Source organism: Pseudomonas aphyarum (genome assembly GCF_028657055.1).
Classification (GTDB): Bacteria; Pseudomonadota; Gammaproteobacteria; order Pseudomonadales; family Pseudomonadaceae; genus Aquipseudomonas; species Aquipseudomonas aphyarum.
This window is the reverse complement of record NZ_JAMDGS010000012.1, coordinates 22,236-43,156: the sequence shown is the minus strand read 5'-3', so window position 1 is coordinate 43,156 and position 20,921 is coordinate 22,236. Positions and strand designations below refer to the sequence as shown.

General features: G+C 62.4%; 20 protein-coding genes, 1 pseudogene and 1 riboswitch. Of the genes and pseudogenes, 16 read left to right on the top strand and 5 right to left on the bottom strand.

Annotation, left to right across the window (positions count from 1 at the left end; all coding sequences use genetic code 11):
* The first annotated feature begins 11 nt into the window (after positions 1 to 11).
* Both M5G18_RS17485 and M5G18_RS17480 read left to right on the top strand, forming a co-directional pair.
* Positions 12 to 1,067 (top strand): amidohydrolase family protein, encoded by a 1,056-nt coding sequence (locus tag M5G18_RS17485; protein ID WP_420793324.1) that lies wholly within the window; start codon positions 12 to 14, stop codon positions 1,065 to 1,067.
* 130 nt (positions 1,068 to 1,197) lie between these two features.
* Positions 1,198 to 2,823: a methyl-accepting chemotaxis protein gene (locus M5G18_RS17480; protein ID WP_273926160.1), complete on the top strand. Its 1,626-nt coding sequence runs from the start codon at positions 1,198 to 1,200 to the stop codon at positions 2,821 to 2,823.
* Between the two features lie 61 nt (positions 2,824 to 2,884).
* On the opposite strand, the gene M5G18_RS17475 is transcribed toward M5G18_RS17480, so the two are convergent.
* From M5G18_RS17475 to purM, 3 genes are read right to left on the bottom strand one after another with little or no spacing between them, the layout of a single operon-like run.
* Positions 2,885 to 3,598, bottom strand: coding sequence for a DUF3108 domain-containing protein (locus M5G18_RS17475; RefSeq protein WP_007950391.1), 714 nt, complete (start codon positions 3,596 to 3,598; stop codon positions 2,885 to 2,887).
* Positions 3,599 to 3,606: 8 nt separating this feature from the next.
* Positions 3,607 to 4,257, bottom strand: a complete 651-nt coding sequence (gene purN / locus M5G18_RS17470) for a phosphoribosylglycinamide formyltransferase (protein WP_273900407.1) — start codon at positions 4,255 to 4,257, stop codon at positions 3,607 to 3,609.
* On the bottom strand, positions 4,257 to 5,315 hold the full coding sequence (purM, locus tag M5G18_RS17465) for a phosphoribosylformylglycinamidine cyclo-ligase (RefSeq protein WP_273926159.1): 1,059 nt from the start codon (positions 5,313 to 5,315) through the stop codon (positions 4,257 to 4,259). Before purM ends, purN begins: the two co-directional genes overlap by 1 nt.
* Before the next feature lie 375 nt (positions 5,316 to 5,690).
* Between purM and M5G18_RS17460 the strand changes: the two genes are divergently transcribed.
* The 5 genes from M5G18_RS17460 (at position 5,691) to M5G18_RS17440 (ending at position 10,364) form a co-directional block, all read left to right on the top strand.
* Entirely contained in the window at positions 5,691 to 6,749 is a 1,059-nt protein-coding gene (locus M5G18_RS17460; RefSeq protein ID WP_273926158.1) for a DUF2066 domain-containing protein, read from the top strand.
* A 35-nt stretch (positions 6,750 to 6,784) separates the two neighbouring features.
* The gene (locus tag M5G18_RS17455; protein WP_007950395.1) at positions 6,785 to 7,858 is read left to right on the top strand and encodes an AI-2E family transporter; all 1,074 of its coding nucleotides are present in this window, start codon (positions 6,785 to 6,787) and stop codon (positions 7,856 to 7,858) included.
* Between the two features lie 210 nt (positions 7,859 to 8,068).
* Positions 8,069 to 8,773, top strand: a complete 705-nt coding sequence (gene hda / locus M5G18_RS17450) for a DnaA regulatory inactivator Hda (RefSeq protein ID WP_007950396.1) — start codon at positions 8,069 to 8,071, stop codon at positions 8,771 to 8,773.
* A gap of 214 nt (positions 8,774 to 8,987) precedes the next feature.
* A complete protein-coding gene (locus tag M5G18_RS17445; RefSeq protein ID WP_007950397.1) occupies positions 8,988 to 9,608 on the top strand; it encodes a C40 family peptidase in 621 nt (206 codons plus the stop codon).
* Between the two features lie 219 nt (positions 9,609 to 9,827).
* Positions 9,828 to 10,364 carry a C40 family peptidase gene (locus M5G18_RS17440; RefSeq protein WP_007950398.1) on the top strand — a complete coding sequence of 179 codons (537 nt, stop codon included), beginning with the start codon at positions 9,828 to 9,830 and terminating at the stop codon, positions 10,362 to 10,364.
* A 65-nt stretch (positions 10,365 to 10,429) separates the two neighbouring features.
* Here the strand turns inward: M5G18_RS17440 and M5G18_RS17435 are convergent, their stop codons facing one another.
* Positions 10,430 to 11,743, bottom strand: a complete 1,314-nt coding sequence (locus M5G18_RS17435; RefSeq protein ID WP_273926157.1) for a PQQ-dependent sugar dehydrogenase — start codon at positions 11,741 to 11,743, stop codon at positions 10,430 to 10,432.
* Between the two features lie 65 nt (positions 11,744 to 11,808).
* On the bottom strand, positions 11,809 to 12,393 hold the full coding sequence (locus M5G18_RS17430) for a hypothetical protein (RefSeq protein WP_273900358.1): 585 nt from the start codon (positions 12,391 to 12,393) through the stop codon (positions 11,809 to 11,811).
* Between the two features lie 166 nt (positions 12,394 to 12,559).
* A riboswitch (cobalamin riboswitch) is annotated at positions 12,560 to 12,784 on the top strand.
* An 81-nt stretch (positions 12,785 to 12,865) separates the two neighbouring features.
* Here M5G18_RS17430 and cobO point away from each other — a divergent pair.
* The 9 genes and pseudogenes from cobO (at position 12,866) to cobC (ending at position 20,920) form a co-directional block, all read left to right on the top strand.
* Positions 12,866 to 13,477: a cob(I)yrinic acid a,c-diamide adenosyltransferase gene (gene cobO, locus M5G18_RS17425; RefSeq protein WP_007950401.1), complete on the top strand. Its 612-nt coding sequence runs from the start codon at positions 12,866 to 12,868 to the stop codon at positions 13,475 to 13,477.
* Complete coding sequence (locus M5G18_RS17420) at positions 13,474 to 14,769, top strand: cobyrinic acid a,c-diamide synthase CobB (protein ID WP_273900357.1); 1,296 nt, start codon at positions 13,474 to 13,476, stop codon at positions 14,767 to 14,769. Before cobO ends, M5G18_RS17420 begins: the two co-directional genes overlap by 4 nt.
* Positions 14,766 to 15,416, top strand: a complete 651-nt coding sequence (gene bluB, locus M5G18_RS17415; protein WP_085747066.1) for a 5,6-dimethylbenzimidazole synthase — start codon at positions 14,766 to 14,768, stop codon at positions 15,414 to 15,416. The genes M5G18_RS17420 and bluB overlap by 4 nt, the downstream gene beginning before the upstream one ends.
* Complete coding sequence (gene cbiB / locus M5G18_RS17410) at positions 15,413 to 16,321, top strand: adenosylcobinamide-phosphate synthase CbiB (RefSeq protein WP_085747065.1); 909 nt, start codon at positions 15,413 to 15,415, stop codon at positions 16,319 to 16,321. Before bluB ends, cbiB begins: the two co-directional genes overlap by 4 nt.
* Positions 16,314 to 17,324 (top strand): threonine-phosphate decarboxylase CobD, encoded by a 1,011-nt coding sequence (cobD, locus tag M5G18_RS17405; protein WP_273926156.1) that lies wholly within the window; start codon positions 16,314 to 16,316, stop codon positions 17,322 to 17,324. Before cbiB ends, cobD begins: the two co-directional genes overlap by 8 nt.
* A pseudogene (locus M5G18_RS17400) lies at positions 17,321 to 18,779 on the top strand (cobyric acid synthase); the annotation flags it as partial. The gene cobD and the pseudogene M5G18_RS17400, both read left to right, overlap by 4 nt.
* On the top strand, positions 18,775 to 19,296 hold the full coding sequence (gene cobU / locus M5G18_RS17395; protein ID WP_273926154.1) for a bifunctional adenosylcobinamide kinase/adenosylcobinamide-phosphate guanylyltransferase: 522 nt from the start codon (positions 18,775 to 18,777) through the stop codon (positions 19,294 to 19,296). The pseudogene M5G18_RS17400 and the gene cobU, both read left to right, overlap by 5 nt.
* Positions 19,293 to 20,348: a nicotinate-nucleotide--dimethylbenzimidazole phosphoribosyltransferase gene (gene cobT, locus M5G18_RS17390; protein ID WP_273900412.1), complete on the top strand. Its 1,056-nt coding sequence runs from the start codon at positions 19,293 to 19,295 to the stop codon at positions 20,346 to 20,348. Before cobU ends, cobT begins: the two co-directional genes overlap by 4 nt.
* Positions 20,345 to 20,920, top strand: coding sequence for an alpha-ribazole phosphatase family protein (gene cobC / locus M5G18_RS17385; RefSeq protein WP_273926153.1), 576 nt, complete (start codon positions 20,345 to 20,347; stop codon positions 20,918 to 20,920). The genes cobT and cobC overlap by 4 nt, the downstream gene beginning before the upstream one ends.
* Position 20,921 lies beyond the last annotated feature (1 nt).

The following is a 20,921-nucleotide window of genomic DNA, read 5'->3' as shown; positions in this document are numbered from 1 at the left end:
GGGTCTAGGCTATGCCTGTCTGCCGGAGAATGCTTGTGTCCGTGTTTCGTTTGAGTCTTGCCTGCCTGATGGTTTTTACCGGCGTCGCCAGTGCCCGGGATTACACCTACAGTGACGCGCACCTGCATTACGTGGATTTTTTCCAGGAAACCGCCGGCATGCCGAAATTGCTGACGGCCATGAAGGAGAATTCCATCGAACACGTGATGATTTCCGGCATTCCCGTGGCGAAGAAATGGCACGAAGACGAGCCGAAGCGTCCGCGTTACTACGCCGGCGATGACGCCGATGCCTATTGGTACAGCGCGACTGACGTGATCGTCGCCGACGCGGTGCAGAAGCTGACACCCGAGCAACGCCAGTACTTTCACCCGTTTCTTTCAGGCTTCAACCCCAACGACAAGAACTCCGCCGCGCACATCCAGCGCATGCTCGATCTGTACCCCGGCTTGTGGCAGGGCATCGGCGAGGTCTTCACCCGTCACGACGACCTCACGGCGCTCACCTCCGGCGACACGCCGCGCGCCAACAACGAAGCGATGACCCGCGTCTATCACCTGGCCGCCGAAAACGATCTGCCGGTGATGCTGCATTCCAACATCACTTCCAAGCGTGAGAAAAATCCGCTGTACCTGAAGGAAATCGAAGAGCCGCTGCGTAATCATCCGCACACCCGGTTTATCTGGGCGCATGCCGGCACCAGTGCCGAAATCCATCGTCATCAGACGCAGCTGGATTTTCTGCTGCCGACCCTGACGCGAATGCTGGAGGCGTACCCGAACCTGTTCATTGATCTGTCGTGGAGCCTGCTGACGCCTTATCTGCTGGACGAAAATGGCCAGCCGCGAGCGGAGTGGGTGCAACTGGTGGAGCGCTATCCGGATCGCTTCATGATCGGTTCGGACGTGGTCGGGCGATTCAACAAACTCGGTAAGGAAATCCACGGCTTCAAGCCATTTCTTGATGCCTTGCCGGAGGCGGTGGCGAAAAAAGTCGCACGGGACAACTTCCTGGCGATCTTGCCGCGAACAGCGCTCAAGTCCGGCAAACCCGCGCTGAATCGTTAATGCCAATGGTTCGGAGTATCGAGGCCTTTTGATATCACGTTTTGGTCTTACGCATTTTTCCAAAGGGCCGATACCTTCTAGAGCAACCAGCTGCAGGGTTGATGCAGCGCTTTTGGAAGGAACCAGAGCAATGAGTATCCGTAGTCTCAATATTGCGCCCCGGGCCGGGCTGGGTTTTGGCGTGCTGGCGCTGATGGTGTTCGCCCTTGGGGCGTTTGCCCTGCTGCAGATGTCGAACATGCGCGCGCAGTCCGACGAGGTCGACAATAACTGGCTGCCCAGCGTCATGGCAGTGGGCGAGATGAGCCAGGACATGTTGCGCTTGCGCGCGCTGACCATGCGCCTGTTACTCAATCGCGATCCGCAGGCGCTCGAGCAGAATGTGGCCAAGCTCAATGAATTGCGCGGTGTGCTGAGCGAAGCCCAGCAACGTTACGACATCCTGATCGTATTGCCCGAAGAGCGCGCGTTGTTCGATCGCTTCAAGGTCGCCGAACACAAGTACCTGGAGCTTCAGGCGCAGGTGATGACGTTATCTGCTCAGGGACGAGTGGAGGAAGCGGCCGCCATTCTCAACGGGCAGATGAGCCCGCTGGCGGATGAGATTGCGGTTAGCCTGCGTGAACTGGTCGAGCTGAACAAGCACAACGCCAACCTCGCCACTGAGGCCGCACGGCTGGTGTTCACCAATTCCCGGGTCTGGGTCGGTGTGATGATCGGCGTCACCGCGCTGATCACCATCGCGCTGGCGTTGTTGCTGACCCGCAGTATCGTGTTGCCGCTGTCGCAATCGCTCAATGTCGCGGAAGTCGTGGCCGGTGGCGATCTGACCGGGGACATCAGCATTTCCGGCAAGGACGAACCGGCGCGGCTGCTGCACGCGCTCAAGAGCATGCAGCACAACCTGCGCGACACCATCCGCCGAATCTCGGAGTCCTCCAGTCAACTGGCCTCGGCGTCAGAGGAGTTGAGCTGCGTCACCGAAGACGCGACGCGAGGGCTGCACCAGCAGAGCCTGGAAATCGAACAGGCGGCCACGGCGGTCAATCAGATGACCGCCGCCGTGGAAGAGGTGGCGAGCAATGCCGTCGCGACTTCCGAAGCTTCCCGTGAGTCTGATCGCATTGCCCAGCATGGTCGCGAGCAGGTGCAGCAGACCGTGTCGTCCATCGAGTTGCTGGCGGACGATGTCACGGCGAATGCCACGCAGGTAGAGGATCTGGCGCAGAAGGTCTACAGCATCAGCAAGGTGCTGGATGTGATCCGTTCGATTGCCGAACAGACCAATCTGCTTGCGCTGAACGCGGCGATCGAGGCCGCGCGGGCGGGGGATGCCGGGCGGGGTTTTGCGGTGGTGGCGGACGAAGTGCGGGCGCTGGCCCATCGCACTCAGCAGTCGACGCAGGAAATCGAGCAGATGATCGGCGGCATCCAGCAGGGCACCGATTCGGCGGTCAGCTCGATGCAGCAGAGCAACGTCCGGGCGCGCTCGACCCTGGAACTGGCGAAGGCCGCTGGCGTGGCACTGGAGGAAATTGCTTCGGCATTCACCTTGATCAACGAGCGCAATCTGGTGATCGCCAGTGCGTCGGAAGAGCAGGCGGCCGTGGCGCGGGAGGTTGACCGCAATCTGATGAATATCCGTGATCTGGCGATGCAGACGTCTGCCGGGGCCAATCAGACCAGCGCCGCGAGCCAGGAGTTGTCGCGGCTGGCGGTAGACTTGAACAGCATGGTCGCCAAATTTTCGGTCTGATCAGCGTTCGAGAGGCGAAAAAAAGCCCCGCATTTGCGGGGCTTTTTGATGTTGCGTCGGATCAGCTGCCTTTGACTGTCTTGCCGTTGACCGTGCCGTCGAGGAGCATGATGTTGTACTCCTTGCCGTCGGTTTCGACCTGTTGCAGACGAACCAGCAGGTAATCCCAATCCTTGGCGAACCACAGGACGGTGATGCGCTTGCTTTGTGTCGGATCGCGAACGCGCTCGACCTTGATCGCATCGATCTGGCCAGCCTTGGTTTCGACTTTCTCCGAACCCAGCACGCGGAAGTCGTAGGTATCGACTTCGCCATCATCGACCACCTGATAGCTCATGCTTTTCTTGCCGGCGGCCACGTCATGCTGCAGCGCCAGTTGATAGGTGGATTTGTCGACCATGCCGCGGTTGAGCGGGATTTTTACCGCGTCGCCGCGGTCGGTGCCGGTCACCAGCTTGTTGGCCCAGTCGAAGTCCAGATCAGCCTTTTTCGCCTTGCCCAGACCACCGCGTTCGAAGTGGTAGGACTGTGGCAGCAGGGTGTCCTTGTCCAGGGTCAGGGTGCTTTCCTCGGACAGGCTGGCAATCATCATCGAAGCCTTGAAGCTGAGCTTCCAGACGCCGTTGGCCTGTTTGGTCAGGCTGCGTTCGGCAGTGCCGCTCATGGGCAGCTGCTTCCAGTCGGCGGTGTAGCTGGCGGAGAACGGTTGAAGGTCTGCTGCCTGGGCAAAAGGCAGGGCAAGCAGAGCGCAAGCGAAGAGCAGGGCGCGACGCATAAAATCTCCTAGTTTCGAATCAAGTGACCGCTGGCCCCGAGTAACTGGCCATCCAGTAAAGCACCTTGCTCGCCGAGGCTCAGCCGTCCTTCGGCGAACCAGCGTACGGCCAGCGGGTAGATCAGGTGTTCCTGAACGTGAACCCGTTGCGCCAGACTTTGCGGCGAATCGTGCAACTCTACCGGTATTACTGCCTGTACGACCAGTGGTCCGCCATCGAGTTCCTCGGTGACGAAGTGCACGGAGCAGCCGTGTTCGGCGTCGCCGGCTTCCAGCGCGCGCTGATGCGTGTGTAACCCTTTGTATTTGGGTAGCAGCGACGGGTGGATGTTGAGCAGGCGACCCTGGTAGTGACGGACGAAGTCAGCGCTGAGAATGCGCATGAAGCCGGCCAGTACCACGAGTTTGGGGTTGAATTCGTCGATCAGTTCGATCAGCGCGGTATCGAAGGCCTCGCGGCCCTCGAATCCCTTGTGATCCAGCGAGCGGGTGGCGATACCCGCGTCACTGGCGCGTTGCAGGCCGTAGGCGTCGGCGCGGTTGGAAATCACCGCAGCGATGCGGACCGGGCTGTCGCCGGTCCGCGTGCTGTCGATCAGGGCCTGCAAGTTACTGCCGGTGCCGGACAACAGCACCACGACATCACAGGTCTGGGACATCAGTGAGCCTTGAGGTTCTTCAGTTCGACCTGAGCCGCGCCTTCGGCAGCGACAGCGATCTGACCGATGACCCAAGGCTGCTCGCCGGCGTCACGCAGGGTGTTCAGGGCAACTTCAACGTGCTCCTGAGCCACGCAGATCACCATGCCCACGCCGCAGTTCAGCACGCGGTGCATTTCGGTTTCGTCGACGTTGCCTTTCTCTTGCAGCCAGTCGAAGACGGCCGGGCGGTTCCAGCTGGCCACGTCAACCACGGCCTGAGCGCCTTTTGGCAGAACGCGCGGGATGTTGTCGAGCAGGCCGCCACCGGTGATGTGGGCCATGGCCTTGACGGCGCCGGTGTCCTTGATCAGCTTGAGCAGCGGCTTCACGTAGATGCGGGTCGGGGCCATCAGCAGTTCGGTCAGCGGCTTGCCGTCGAGCTGAACGGTTTCGATGTCGGCACCGGACACTTCGATGATCTTGCGGATCAGCGAGTAGCCGTTGGAGTGCGGGCCGGACGACGGCAGGGCGATCAGGGCATCACCGGTGGCGACTTTCGAGCCGTCGATGATGTCGGCTTTTTCCACGACGCCGACGCAGAAGCCGGCCAGGTCGTAGTCTTCGCCTTCGTACATGCCAGGCATTTCAGCGGTTTCGCCGCCGACCAGCGAGCAGCCAGCCAGTTCGCAGCCTGCACCGATACCGGTAACCACGGTGGCAGCAACGTCGACGTTCAGCTTGCCGGTGGCGTAGTAGTCGAGGAAGAACAGCGGCTCTGCGCCACACACCACCAGATCGTTGACGCACATGGCGACCAGGTCCTGGCCGATGCTGTCGTGCTTGTTCAGGTTCAGCGCCAGGCGCAGCTTGGTGCCGACGCCGTCAGTACCGGAAACCAGCACCGGCTGTTTGTAACCGGCCGGGATCTCGCAGAGGGCGCCGAAACCGCCCAGGCCGCCCATGACTTCCGGGCGCGCAGTGCGCTTGGCGACGCTCTTGATGCGTTCGACCAATGCTTCACCGGCGTCGATGTCTACACCGGCGTCCTTGTAGCTCAGGGAGGGTTGCTTGCTCATGATCCAGGCCTTTAGGGGAGGGGATTCAGGGGTAACGACCGAGTTCAGCGGGAACGCCGAATCCGACAGGGGCGATTGCCTCACGCGAAGTTCGGGGTGCCCGGCTGTTGCCGGTCTGCGAAGGCGCGCGATTTTATCAGGCTTGAGGGGCAGCGGCCATCCTCACGCCGACGGGCAGGGGCATATCGGCCGAAAATTTTTGCAATTGACGCTGTGGGCGACATCACGGGTGCCTGTATAAGGAACCGTCTATCGTTAGGACTGTGCAAAAACTTACCGACCGCGTGTGAATGTTTTGCGACGGCCTGTGGTCACAGGCTTGCCAGAACGGTGCACGCGGCCTGTTCCAGCCGCTCTTGTCGACGGGAATTCTCCATGCGTTTTTGTAAATGGCTGTTAGTGGGTGGCTTGTCTCTGATCAGCCTGGCGAGCCAGGCCGAAAATCTCAAAGGTCTTTATCAGGTGCGCGAACCGGTCACTGGCCAGTCGCCAGAGGAGCGCGATCGCGCGACCCAGGCCGCGCTGGATACGCTGGTGCTGCGCCTGACCGGTGACCCGAAAGCCCCGCAGAACCCGGGGCTGGCGCCGGTTCGCAAGGATCCGCAGCAGATCATCAGTCAGTTCGGTTTCGATGCCGGACCGCCGGAAGTGCTGAAAGTCGATTTCGATCCGGGCACCACCGAGCAGGCGTTGCGCCGCGCCGGGCTGGCGCTGTGGGGGGGCAACCGGCCTTCGATCCTGAGCTGGTGGCTGAATGATTCGACCGAGGGCTCAAGTCTGGTGGGTGACGGTCAGGCCAGTGCCGCACCGTTGCGCCGCGCGGCCCAGCACCGTGGATTGCCGTTGCGCCTGCCGTTGGCGGACTTGAGCGAGCAATTGGTCGCAACGGCGCCGGCGCTTGAAGGGGCCGACCCGGCGCCGTTGCGCAACGCTTCCGAGCGCTACAACGCTGACGCCTTGCTCGCCGTGCATGCTCGCGAAGAAAGCGGGCAATGGCAGGCCAAATGGCAATTGTGGCTGGGCGATAAAAAAGAGGCGGGCAACGTGCAGGGCGCGGATCAGGCCGCCGTGGCCGATGCGGTGATGCTGGCGGTGACTGAACGTCTGGCACCACGCTTTGTGGCCAAACCGGGTGCGTCCGGCCAGCAGACCCTGGAAGTGCAGGGCATGAATCTGGAGCACTACGCGGCGCTGCTGCGGTTACTCGAACCGTTTGGCGTGCGTCTGCAGAGTGTCGATGCCGATCGCATCCTGTATAGGGTCAATGGCAGTGCCGATCAGTTGCGAGCGCAGTTGTCGCTGGCGAAGCTGCAGGAACTGCCGGCCGAGGCGCCGGCTCCGGTGGCTGCGCCTCAGCCTGCGGTCGTCGGGGCGCCGCCAGTCGTTGCGCCGACGCCGACACCGGTGGCTCCGTCGTTGCGGTTCCGCTGGTAGGTTTTCTTTCTTATATATAAGCAATGGAGTGTTACATGGCCGATACGCGGCGTTGGTTCTGGCTCGGTGGGGTGCTCCTGCTTTGCGCGTTTGTCTGGTTGCTGCATCCGATCCTCACGCCGTTTCTGGTGGCGCTGCTGCTCGCGTATCTGTTCGATCCGCTTGTTGATCGACTGGAGCGCCTGGGGCTGTCCCGCACCTGGGGTGTGATCACGGTGTTCGCCTTGTTCACTCTGATCGTCACCGCGCTGTTGCTGGTGCTGGTGCCGATGCTCGCCAAGCAATTGCTGCGGCTCTATGAACTGGCGCCGCAAATGCTCGACTGGTTGCAGCACACCGCCGTGCCATGGGCGCAATCGAAGCTGGGACTGTCGGACGGCTTCTGGAAGTTCGACAAGGTCAAAGCCGCGATCAGCGAACACATGGGCCAGACCACCGACATTGTCGGTGTGGTGCTGAGTCAGGCGACGGCCTCAAGCCTGGCGCTGATCGGCTGGCTGGCGAATCTGGTGCTGATCCCGGTGGTGAGCTTTTACCTGCTGCGCGACTGGGACGTGATGATGGCCAAGATCCGTGGCCTGTTGCCGCGTGATCGCGAAGAGCGTGTGGTGGCGCTGGCGGGTGAGTGTCATGAAGTGCTGGGCGCGTTCGTGCGCGGGCAGTTGCTGGTGATGTTGGCGCTGGGCGTGATCTATGCGGCCGGTCTGATGATTGTCGGGCTGGAGCTGGGCCTGTTGATCGGTCTGATTGCGGGGCTGGCGGCGATCGTGCCGTACATGGGGTTCGTGATCGGCATCGGCGCGGCGCTGATTGCCGGGTTGTTCCAGTTTGGTGGCGATCTGTATCCGATGATCGGGATCGTCGCGGTGTTCATGGTCGGCCAGGCACTGGAAGGCATGGTGCTGACGCCGTTGCTGGTGGGGGACCGGATCGGTCTGCACCCGGTGGCGGTGATCTTCGCGATTCTGGCCGGTGGCGAGCTGTTCGGCTTCACCGGGGTGCTGCTGGCATTGCCGGTGGCGGCGGTGATCATGGTGCTGGTGCGGCATGTCCACGATCTGTACAAGGATTCCGACATCTATAGCGGGGTGGATGAGCCGGAGTTGTAATCGTGACGTGCGGGCTGCCCGGTGGATCGCCGGGTTGGCCCGTCTCATGCAGGCCATGGCGCCAAAGAAACTGTCATAAAACCAGCACGTTAACGCAAACCTTTGATTTTGCTTGGGGTCTGTCGCATTGTGCGCTCCGCTTCACGGGTATAAACTTCGCTCACTTTACACAGAGGCCACTAACGGTTCCTTGGGAACTGTTCAGTCAGCATGAAACCGATTCAGCTGCCCCTAGGTGTGCGTCTGCGTGACGACGCCACCTTCATCAACTACTACCCAGGCGCCAATGCCGCTGCACTCGGCTATGTCGAGCGTCTATGCGAAGCCGACGCCGGCTGGACCGAAAGCCTGATCTATCTGTGGGGCAAGCACGGGGTAGGGCGTACGCATCTGTTGCAGGCCGCATGCCTGCGCTTCGAACAGATGGGGGAACCGGCGGTGTACTTGCCGCTGGCCGAGTTGATGGATCGCGGCATCGAAATCCTCGACAACCTCGAACAGTACGAACTGGTCTGCCTGGATGACTTGCAGGTGATTGCCGGCAAGGCGGACTGGGAAGAGGCGATGTTTCATCTGTTCAACCGTCTGCGTGACAGCGGCCGGCGTCTGCTGATTGCGGCGTCCACTTCGCCGCGTGAACTGCCGATCAAACTCGCCGACCTTAAATCGCGCCTGACCCTGGCGCTGATCTTCCAGATGCGTCCTCTCTCCGATGAAGACAAATTGCGTGCCCTGCAATTGCGCGCATCCCGTCGTGGCCTGCACCTGACCGACGAGGTCGGGCATTTTATTTTGACTCGCGGTACCCGCAGCATGAGCGCGCTTTTCGATCTGCTGGAGCAACTCGATCAGGCCTCTTTGCAGGCTCAGCGAAAGCTGACCATTCCCTTCCTGAAAGAAACCCTGGGCTGGTAAAACCGGGGCTTTCAGCCGGTTTCGGTATATTTCAGGCGCCAGAAAACCCGCTTTCCTGTGGGTTGCACAGGCTGCGTCTCGATTCAAATAGGCTTAAGCGCTTAGATGTTAACGAGAAACCGAGAAGTCACAAAAAGATCGATTGAATTTGCAAATGAGGCTGATAGCGGGCATAGTCTCGGCTTCTTTACAACTATCAGCCACGGTCGTGCCCATGCTAAAGCGCTTCGCACCCCTCGTGCCTCTCGCACTCGTCACCCTGTTGTTCGGTTGCGCTGCTCATTCACCTGTTAATCAAGAGCAGCAACAACAGGCTAAAAATTCTGCCACCGCCCAGTCTTCCGTTATTTACCAGGAAGAGCTGGACACCGAAAAAGAACTCGCCGACTTCAATGGCAAGAAGCCTTACCAGCTTCCGGTTCTGGCCGACAGCATCCTCGAACGCGGCATGTCCCTGATCGGTACCCGTTACCGTTTCGGCGGTACCTCTGAAGCCGGTTTCGATTGCAGCGGTTTCATCGGCTACCTGTTCCGCGAAGAAGCCGGCATGAACCTGCCGCGCTCCACCCGCGAAATGATCAACGTTGATGCGCCGCTGGTTTCGCGCAGCAACCTTGAGCCGGGCGACCTGCTGTTCTTCGCCACCAATGGTCGTCGCGGTCGTGTAAGCCACGCCGGGATCTACCTGGGCGACAACCAGTTCATCCATTCCAGCTCTCGTCGCAGCGGCGGTGTTCGCATCGACAGCCTGGGCGACAGCTACTGGAGCAAGACCTTCATCGAAGCCAAACGTGCTTTGGCGAACGCTCCAACCGTGGTTACCGCTCGCAAGTAATCACTCGATTGTCGCCACGCTCGTGGCGACAAAGCGGCCCTTCCGAAGCAATAGACCTAAACTTTACAAGGTGAAGTTAAAGTCTTACTTGAAGTTTGCCGCGTAGCCGCTAGAATCCTGATCTATATTGATGGCAAACCGCCTGCGTCCCAACGCAGGCGGTTTTGTTTTCTGTCGAATCGGCAGTCAAAGCCTCAGCCAGATCAGGATGTTCTGCATATGACGATGTCGGCCCGCTTTGCCTTGATGTTCTTCGCAGCGCTGCTCAGCGGCTGCGCCAGCCGCACTCCGCCGCCTGCGCCGGTGGTTCGTGCTCCGATCGTGTTCGGATCCTCCCAGGCCTTTTCACCCGCTGCTGAAGACGTGCTGTTCCGCGCGCTCGGGCTGGTGGGCACGCCTTATCGCTGGGGCGGCAATACGCCGGATTCGGGCTTCGATTGCAGCGGTCTGATCGGTTTCGTCTACCGCGACGCCGCGGGCATCAGCCTGCCGCGTTCGACCCGCGAGATGATCGTCATGCAGGCGCCGAATGTCGGCAAGGAAGGGCTGCAAACCGGCGACCTGATCTTCTTCGCCACCAATGGCGGCTCTCAGGTCAGCCATGCGGGGATCTACGTCGGGGAAGGGCGCTTCGTTCATGCGCCGGCCACCGGTGGCACGGTGAAGCTGGACAGCCTCTCGAAAGCGTATTGGCAGAAGGCTTATCTGAGCGCCAAGCGCGTTCTGCAGCCAGAGCATCTGGCGCATAACCCGTAATCCAGATACATAAAAACCCGTGGGAGCTGAATGGCTCCCACGGGTTTTTTTATGCCTGCAACACACTAGCGGCTCGCTGACACCCGCCACACCTTGTTCCCCACGTCATCGGCTACCAGCAATCCACCTTGCTGGTCGATCACCACGCCGACCGGGCGACCCAAAGCGTTCTCGTCCTTGTCGAGGAATCCGGTCAGCACGTCCACTGGCGTGCCGCTCGGTTTGCCAGCAGCAAACGGCACAAAGATCACCTTGTAGCCACTGTGCGGCTTGCGGTTCCACGAGCCGTGCTGGCCGATGAATGCGCCTTCCTTGAACTGCGCCGGCAGGCGATTGCCTTCAGCGAAGGTCAGGCCCAGTGACGCAGTGTGCGGGCCAACGGCGTAGTCGGGAGCGATGGCCTTGGCCACCATGTCCGGCCGCTGTGGTTCCACGCGCACGTCGATGTGCTGGCCGTAGTAGCTGAACGGCCAGCCATAGAAGCCACCGTCCTTGACCGAAGTGATGTAGTCCGGCACCAGGTCGCTGCCGATTTCGTCGCGCTCGTTGACGGCAGTCCACAGCGCACCGCTTTGCGGCTCCCAGGCCAGGCCGTTGGGGTTGCGGATGCCCGAGGCGAAGATCCGGTGGTTGCCGGTGGCGCGATCCACTTCCCAGATCGCCGCACGGCCTTCTTCCTGATCGAGGCCGTTTTCGCCGACGTTGCTGTTCGAGCCGACGGTGACGTACAGCTTGCTGCCGTCCTTGCTGGCGATGACGTTCTTGGTCCAGTGATGGTTGAGCGTGCCGCCCGGCAGGTCGACGACCTTGATTGGCTGGCTCTTGATTTCGGTCGCGCCGGGTTCGTAGTTAAAACGCAGCAGGCGATCGGTATCGGCCACGTACAGATCGTTGCCGACCAGAGTCATGCCGAACGGCGAGTTGAGGTTCTGCAGGAACACCGTGCGGGTTTCGGCCACGCCATCGTGATCGGCATCGCGCAGTAGGGTGATGCGGTTCGGGCTGGGAACGCCGGCGCCCGCGCGGCCCATGACTTTCTTCATCACCCAGCCGCGAATGCCCTTGCCGTCATCGGGTTTTGGCGGAGCGTTGGTTTCCGCCACCAGCACGTCGCCATTGGGCAGCACGTACAGCCAGCGCGGGTGATCGAGATTCTCGGCAAACGCCGCCACCTGCGTACCTGCCGCTGCCGTCGGTTTCGCGCCGGCCGGCCAGCCGATGGCCGGGGCGATGTTCACCGTCGGGATCAGGGTCTTGTTCGGTTCGGGCAATCGGGGTGATGGGCCGGTGCCGTCGGAGACTTGCAGGCTGGAGGATTCACCACAGGCGGCGAGCCCTCCGGCGAGCACGATGACGAAAACGAGCTGGGGCTTGCGCATTGCTGATCTTCCCTATGAATGCATTCTTAATCATAGAGAAGCGCACAAGCCCGATGGTTCAACCCTCAGCCGCGGGCTTCCTTGAACAGCACGGCAATGCCGGGATGATAGTTACCGGCTTCGCTGCGCAATTTGCGATAGGCGTAGGGAAAATACCAGGCGACGGCGCAGGTGTGTTCCTTTTGCAGGTCGTCGACCATGTCCTGTAACTCTTCCGGGCTGGCGCTGTGCTGGGCCTTTTGCGGGGCGACGAACAGGCAGCCGAGTTTCAGGTCGCTGGCGTAGCTGATGCGCTTGGCATCGCTGGTGATATCTGCCAGGGCCTGCGTCAGATTCAGGCTGGTGACGCGTGGCCAGCGTTGGGTGGCCTGAATGAAGGCGCGATCTTCGGCGCCAGCGATAAACAGGTCGGCACGGGCATTACGCTCGCCTTCTTCGTTTTGTTTGCGGGTGGCGGTGTCGCGCAGGGTGACCAGTTCGGCCATCCATGCGGCGGCGGACAGCAGGCCGAGGTTAGCTTTTTCGTCATGCCAGTAGGGCGTGTCGTTGTCGCCGCGCACGGCGTTGTAGTGGTCGATACAGTCAAACCAGCGTTCCAGCACCGGGCGCAGGAATTCCAGCCGCGGATTGCTGATGATCATGCCTTGCATGGTGCTCTCCCTTGTTATTGTGATGTGCTCTCTGCAGTCAAAAAGCATGGCTCTTTGATATCACTCATGACAGTGTGGCACAAGATTGGCGTCAGTTAATTGATCGGCGGCAGTTATTCGCCGCACAAGCCCCTCTTCAATTGACGCTCCACCCCCAACCCTCTAACCTTCGCGGCTTGTTTCAGGTGCTCTGTGGCGCATGTCGACAGAGTGAAACAGGGAAGCCGGTGAGGCGGGTCTTCAAGCGAAGAGCCCTCACGATCCCGGCGCTGCCCCCGCAACGGTAAATGAGTAAAAGCTGCGTCTGATGCCACTGCGTAAAGCGGGAAGGCGCGCAGCCAGGCACACGCCGCTCATGAGCCCGGAGACCGGCCTGATCCATCCAGCGGCATCACGGTGGGCGATGCCAGGCTTGTTGCCGTCTATTCTTGTGCCTGCCCGCCGTTATCCAGCCTCAACGGAGAGCTCCCCCATGACTGATTCCCCCGAACGCGACGAGCGCCACCTGGCGCGCATGCAGCGCAAAAAAGCCGTGATCGATGAACGCATCGCCAATTCGCCAGACGAATGCGGCCTGGTGCTGGTGCTGACCGGCAACGGCAAAGGCAAAAGCAGCTCGGCGTTCGGCATGCTCGCTCGCGCCATGGGCCACGGCATGCAGTGCGGCGTGGTGCAGTTCATCAAGGGCCGCAACAGCACCGGCGAAGAGCTGTTCTTTCGCCGCTTCCCCGAGCAAGTGCGCTTTCATGTGATGGGCGAGGGCTTCACCTGGGAAACCCAGGACCGCCAGCGCGACATCGCCGCCGCCGAGGCTGCATGGGAAGTCTCCCGCGAGCTGTTGCGCGATCCGTCGATCGGTCTGGTGGTGCTCGATGAACTGAACATCGCCCTCAAGCATGGTTATCTCGATCTGGATCAGGTACTCAGCGATCTGCAGGCCCGTCCGCCGATGCAGCATGTGATCGTCACCGGTCGCGCCGCCAAGCCGGAAATGATCGAGATGGGCGACACCGTCACCGAAATGGGCATGATCAAGCACGCCTTCCAGGCCGGTATCAAAGCGCAGAAAGGCGTCGAACTTTGAATCAACCACGTCACTGCCCGGCGGTACTGATCGCCGCGCCGGCTTCCGGTCAGGGCAAGACCACCGTCACCGCCGCACTGGCCCGTCTGCATCGCAATCAGGGGCGCAAGGTTCGCGTATTCAAATGCGGTCCGGACTTTCTCGACCCGATGATCCTCGAGCGCGCCAGCGGTGCGCCGGTCTATCAACTGGACATGTGGATGGTCGGCGAACAGGAAAGTCGTCGCCTGTTGTGGGAAGCCGCCGCTGAAGCCGATCTGATCCTGATCGAAGGCGTGATGGGCCTGTTCGATGGCACGCCGTCGAGCGCCGATCTGGCCCGGCATTTCGGCGTGCCGGTGCTCGGCGTGATCGACGGCACGGCCATGGCTCAGACCTTCGGCGCACTGGCGCTAGGCCTGGCGCGCTATCAGCCGGACTTGCCGTTCGCCGGCGTGCTGGCCAACCGCGTCGGCACCGTGCGCCACGCGCAGTTGCTCGAAGGCAGCCTCACCGAAGGCCTGCGCTGGTACGGCGCGTTGTCCCGGGAAACCGGAATCGAACTGCCGAGCCGCCATCTCGGTCTGGTGCAGGCCAGCGAACTCAATGATCTCGATGTGCGCCTCGACGCCGCCGCCGAAGCGCTGGCCGGCACTTGCGAGGTAGCGCTGCCACCGGCCGTGGAATTCGCCGCGCCTGAAATCGTCAAGACCGAAAAGCTACTCGACGGCGTACGAATCGCCGTCGCCCGCGACGAAGCTTTCGCTTTTACTTACGGCGCCAGTCTCGATCTGTTGCGGGCGATGGGCGCGGAATTGAGTTTCTTCTCGCCGATCCGCGATGCGCAATTGCCCGACGCCGACAGCTTGTACCTGCCCGGCGGTTATCCGGAATTGCACCACGTTGCCTTGTCGCAGAACGCCGACATGCTCAAAGCGATCCGCGCGCATCATGCGGCCGGCAAACCGCTGCTCGCCGAATGTGGCGGCATGTTGTATCTGCTCGACTCGTTGACCGATGTCGAAGGCACCCGCGCTGATTTGGTGGGTCTGTTGAATGGCGATGCCGTGATGCAAAAGCGCCTCGCCGCACTGGCGCTGCAAGAGGTCGACCTGCCGGAAGGTCTGTTGCGCGGCCACACCTATCACCATTCCCTGACCACCACCGAACTGACGCCGATTGCCCGTGGCCACAGCCCCAACGGCGGGCGCGGCGCGGAAGCGGTTTACCGGGAAGGGCGTATGACCGCCTCGTACGTTCACTTCTATTTCCCGTCGAATCCGTCGGCGATCGCCGCGCTGTTGGTGCCATGACCGACAACGCCTTCACTGACGCCGAGCGCGAAGCGGTCTACCGCGCCATCGCCGAACGCCGCGACATGCGCCACTTCAGCGGCGGCACGGTCGAGCCTGAACTGTTGCGCCGTTTGCTTGAAGCCGCGCATCAGGCGCCGAGCGTCGGCCTGATGCAGCCGTGGCGCTTCATCCGTATCAGCGACCGCGCGCTACGTGGCCAGATCCAGAACCTTGTTGAAGAAGAACGTGTGCGCACTGCCGAAGCCCTCGGCGAACGCAGCGACGAGTTCATGAAGCTCAAGGTCGAAGGCATCAACGATTGCGCCGAAGTGTTGGTCGCGGCGTTGATGGATGATCGCGAGCGGCATATTTTCGGCCGTCGCACGCTGCCGGAAATGGACATGGCGTCGCTGTCCTGCGCAATCCAGAACCTGTGGCTCGCCGCGCGTGCCGAAGGCCTGGGCATGGGCTGGGTGTCGCTGTTCGAGCCGCAGGCGCTGGCCGATCTGCTGAAACTGCCGGCCGGGGCCAAGCCGCTGGCGGTGCTTTGCCTGGGGCCGGTCAAGGAATTCTATCCGGCGCCGATGCTGGTACTCGAAGGGTGGGCGCAGGCGCGTCCGCTCAATGAGCTGTTGTATGAAAATTTTTGGGGAGTGAGTCAATGAGTGTGGCGTTGTTGAGTGTCGCCGCGGTTGCGCTGGATGCGCTGCTGGGTGAACCGAAACGCTGGCATCCGCTGGTGGCGTTCGGCAATTTCGCCGGGCGCATCGAGCAACGTTTCAATAGCGCTGGTCGCGGCTGGCGCAGCCATGGCGTCACCGCGTGGGTGATCGCGGTGCTGCCGCTGACCCTGCTGGCCACGGCGTTTTCCTGGGCGCCTTACGTGGGCTGGATCGTCGAGATTCTTGCGCTGTATTGCGCTCTCGGCATGCGCAGCCTGGGTGAGCACGTCGAGCCGGTGGCCAAGGCCTTGCGCGCCGATGATCTGGAAGAGGCGCGCAAGCGTGTGGGTTATCTGGTCAGCCGTCAGACCGATGAGCTGGACAGCACCGCCGTCGCCCGCGCCGCCACCGAGTCGGTGCTGGAGAACGGCAGCGATGCGGTGTTCGCCGCGCTGTTCTGGTTTGCCGTGGCCGGTGCGCCGGGCGTGGTGCTCTATCGCCTGAGCAATACGCTCGATGCAATGTGGGGCTATCGCAACGAGCGGTTCGAGCGTTTCGGCTGGGCGGCGGCAAAAATCGACGACGTCCTCAACTATATTCCTGCGCGGCTGGTGGCGTTGACCTACGCGCTGCTGGGCAAGACCCGACTGGCGCTGAAATGCTGGCGCACTCAGGCGCCGAAATGGGACAGCCCGAACGCCGGCCCGGTGATGGCAGCCGGCGCAGGTGCCTTGGGCGTCGAGCTGGGTGGCCCGGCGATTTACCACGGCGAGCTGCACGAGCGTCCGCAACTGGGCGAGGGCGTACCGGCGGATGCCGATTCCATTGATCGCGGCTGGCAATTGGTCCAGCGCGGGGTATGGTTATGGCTGCTGATTCTCTGCGTGGGGGCTGAATTCTATGCTTGAGCACGGTGGCCGGTTGCGCAGGGCGGCGCTCGAATACGGCATCGCGGAAGAAGACTGGCTCGACCTGTCCACGGGTCTTGCGCCGTGGCCGTTTCCGGTCCCGGAGATTCCGCTGCGGGCGTGGGCGCGCTTGCCGGAAAACGATGACGGTCTGGAGCAGGCCGCCTGCGATTATTACGGTGCCAGCCAGGTGCTGCCGGTGGCCGGTTCGCAGATGGCCATCCAGTTGCTGCCGCGATTGCGTCGGGCCGGCAAGGTCGGCGTTTTGTCGCCGTGTTACGCCGAGCATGCCGAAGCCTGGCGCCGCAGCGGCTATATCGTGCGCGAGGTGCTGGAGCAGGAAGTCGACTTCTTTCTCGACAGCCTCGACGTGCTGGTGGTGGTCAATCCGAACAATCCAACGGGCCTGAACCTGACCCCGGCGCGCCTGCTCGACTGGCACGCGCGGCTGGCTCAGCGCGGTGGCTGGCTGGTGGTCGACGAAGCGTTCATGGACAACACGCCGCAGCTGAGCCTCGCCCCGCATGCGCATCAAGTGGGGATGATCGTGTTGCGCTCGTTCGGCAAGTTTTTCGGTCTGGCCGGTGTGCGGCTGGGCTTCGTGCTGGCCGAGCGCAAGTTGCTCAGGCTGCTGGCCGAACAGGTCGGGCCCTGGGCAGTCAGCGGGCCGACCCGAGTACTCGGCCAGGCCTGTCTGCGTGACACCGAAGGCCACACCCGTCAGCGCATCCGCAGCGACGAGGCCAGCGAACGGCTGGCTGCGCTGCTCGAACGTTCCGGTTTCAAACCGCAGGGCGGCTGCGCGCTGTTTCAGTGGCTGATCACCGAACAGGCCGCCGCGCTGCACGAATTCATGGCTCGTCGCGGAATTCTTCTGCGTCTGTTTGCGCACAACAGCAGTCTGCGTTTCGGGCTGCCCGCCGATGCCGCCGACGAGGCGCGCCTTGAGCACGCCCTGCAAGCATTCGCCCTGCAACGCTCTATGGAAACCAAACCAGCATGACCACTTTAATGGTGCAGGGCACCACCTCCGACGCCGGCAAAAGCACGCTGGTGACGGCGCTGTGCCGCTGGGCCACCCGTCAGGGTTTAGCGGTGGTGCCGTTCAAACCGCAGAACATGGCGCTCAACAGTGCGGTAACTGCCGACGGCGGCGAGATCGGTCGCGCGCAAGCGGTGCAGGCGCAGGCGGCGTTTCTCGAGCCGCACACCGACATGAACCCGGTGCTGCTCAAGCCCAACAGCGACACCGGCGCCCAGGTCATCATCCACGGCCGCGCGGTCACCAGCATGAACGCCGTCGCCTATCACGACTACAAAGCCATCGCCATGCAGGCCGTGCTCGCTTCCCACGAGCGCTTGAGCGCCGCGTATCCGCTGGTGATGGTCGAAGGCGCGGGCTCGCCGGCAGAGATCAATCTGCGCGCCGGCGACATCGCCAACATGGGCTTCGCCGAAGCGGTGGATTGTCCGGTGCTGCTGATCGCCGACATCAATCGTGGCGGCGTGTTTGCTCATCTGGTGGGCACGCTGGAATTGCTGTCGCCGAGCGAACAGGCACGGGTCAAAGGCTTCATCATCAACCGTTTTCGCGGCGACATCGCCTTGCTGCAACCGGGTCTCGACTGGCTGGAACAGCGCACCGGCAAACCGGTGGTGGGCGTGCTGCCGTACGTGATGGATCTGCATCTGGAAGCCGAGGACGGCATCGACCAGCGCCAGACCGACAAGGCCGAGCAAGTCCTGAAAGTTGTAGTGCCGGTGCTGCCGCGTATCAGCAACCACACCGATTTCGATCCACTGCGCCTGCATCCGCAGGTAGATCTGCAATTCATCGGTCCGGGACAAGCGATTCCGCCGGCCGATCTGATCATTCTTCCGGGCTCGAAAAGCGTGCGCAGTGATTTGGCGTATCTGCGCGCTAATGGCTGGGAGACCGCCATCCGCCGTCACCTGCGTTACGGCGGCAAGCTGCTGGGGATCTGCGGCGGCCTGCAAATGCTCGGCGAGCAGGTTCACGATCCGCTGGGCCTGGAAGGCGCGCCGGGCTCCAGCGCCGGTCTGGGGCTGCTGGCGTTCGAAACACAGCTCGAAGCCGAGAAGCAATTGCGCAATGTGCGCGGACGTCTGGCGCTGGAAGATGCCGAGGTCAGCGGTTATGAAATTCATGCCGGCGTGACGACGGGTGCTGCGCTGGAAAACGCCGCTGTGCATCTGGACGACGGTCGTTGTGACGGCGCGCAAAGTCTCGATGGGCAGATTTTCGGCACCTACCTGCATGGCCTGTTCGAATCGCCGGCGGCCAGTGCCGCGCTGTTGCGCTGGGCCGGTCTGAACGATGTGCAGGAGGTGGATTACCACGGCCTGCGCGAACGCGATATCGAGCGGCTGGCGGATCTGGTGGAGAAGCACCTGGATACCGGGCTGTTACGTGAACTCTGTGGAATCTCCCCATGCTCCAGTTGATCCTTGGCGGCGCCCGCTCCGGCAAAAGTCGTTTGGCCGAAAAGCTCGCCACTGACAGCGCACTGGCCGTGACATACATCGCCACCAGCCAGCCGCTGGACGGCGAGATGAATGAGCGCGTCGCCCATCATCGCGCCCGTCGTCCCGCCGAATGGGGGCTGATCGAAGAGCCGCTGGAACTGGCCCGTGTCCTGCGCGAAAACGCCGGTCCCGAGCGTTGCCTGCTGGTGGATTGCCTGACGCTGTGGCTGACCAATCTGCTGATGCTCGATGACGCCGAGCGCCTCGCCGCCGAACGCGAAGCCCTGCTCGAATGCCTGGCGTCGCTGCCGGGTGAAATCATTTTTGTCAGCAACGAGACCGGAATGGGTGTCGTGCCGCTGGGCGAATTGACTCGCCGCTACGTCGATGAAGCCGGTTGGCTGCATCAAGCTCTGGCTGAGCGTTGTCAGCGAGTCGTCCTGACGGTCGCCGGCCTGCCCCTGACTCTGAAAGGACCTGCGTTATGACCCAAGCCTGGTGGCTGAACCCGTGCAAACCGGTGGATACGGACGCCGTTGAAAACGCGGCGGCGCGTCAGCAGCAATTGACCAAGCCCGCTGGCTCGCTTGGGCGGCTTGAATCGGTGGCGGTGCAACTGGCGGGATTGCAGGGCCAGATCAAGCCGAAGCTGGATCAAGTCTGGATCGCGATTTTTGCTGGCGACCATGGCGTTGTCGCCGAAGGGGTTTCCGCGTTCCCGCAGGAAGTCACCGGGCAGATGCTGCTGAATTTCGTCAGCGGCGGCGCGGCGATCAGCGTGCTGGCGCGGCAACTTGGCGCGCAGCTGGAAGTGGTGGATCTGGGCACGGTGACGTCGTCGTTGAACCTGCCGGGCGTGCGTCACCTGAACATCGGCCCGGGCACGGCGAATTTCGCCAAGGGCTCGGCGATGACTCAGACCCAGGGCGAACTCGCCTTGCAGGGCGGCCGCGACAGCGTACTGCGCGCGAAAGCGGCGGGCGCGCAATTGTTCATCGGCGGTGAAATGGGCATCGGCAATACCACGGCCGCCAGTGCGCTGGCCTGTGCGCTGCTCGATTGCCCGGTGGCGCATCTGACCGGTCCCGGCACCGGGTTGAATGCCGAGGGCGTCAGCCACAAGGCGCAGGTAATCGAGCGGGCGCTGGCACTGCATGCGGCGCAGCGTGGCGACGCGTTGCAGACCCTGTTCAATCTCGGCGGCTTCGAGATTGCGGCTTTGGTCGGCGCGTATCTGGCGTGTGCTCAGGAAGGTGTGGCGGTGCTGGTGGACGGTTTTATCTGCACGGTCGCCGCACTGGTGGCGGTGCGCCTGAATCCGGCCTGCCGTGAGTGGCTGCTGTTCGGTCATCGCGGGGCCGAGCCGGGTCATCGACATGTGCTGGAAACCCTCGGCGCTGAACCGTTGCTCGAGCTGGGCCTGCGCCTGGGCGAGGGCAGTGGCGCGGCGCTGGCGGTGCCGTTGTTGCGTCTGGCCTGCGACCTGCACGGGCAGATGGCGACCTTCGCCGAAGCGGCGGTGGCGGATCGCCCGGCATGACCTTGCGTCTGGATCTGTTGCGCCACGGTGAAACCGAACTCGGCGGCGGCCTGCGCGGCAGCCTCGACGATGCGCTGACCGAAAAAGGCTGGGCGCAGATGCGCGAGGCGGTGAGCGGGCAGGGGCCGTGGGATCGGCTGGTCAGTTCGCCGTTGCAGCGTTGCGCGCGGTTTGCTGAAGAGTTGAGCGCGCAGCGGGATCTGCCGGTATCGCTGGACAAAAATCTGCAGGAGCTGCATTTCGGTGCCTGGGAAGGGCAGAGCGCAGCGGCGCTGATGGAAACCGATGCCGAAGCGCTCGGGCTGTTCTGGGCTGATCCGTATGGGTTTACCCCGCCGCAGGGGGAGCCGGTCAGCGATTTTTCTGCGCGGGTGCTGGCGGCGGTGATGCGACTGCACGCGGCGCACGCGGGGGAGCGGGTGTTGCTGGTCAGCCATGGCGGCGTGATGCGTCTGTTGCTGGCGCGGGCCCGTGGTTTGCCTCGCGAACAACTACTGAATGTCGAAGTCGGTCACGGCGCGCTGTTTTCGCTGATCGTCGAAGCAGACGGCTCGCTCAGGGAAGTGGGCTGAC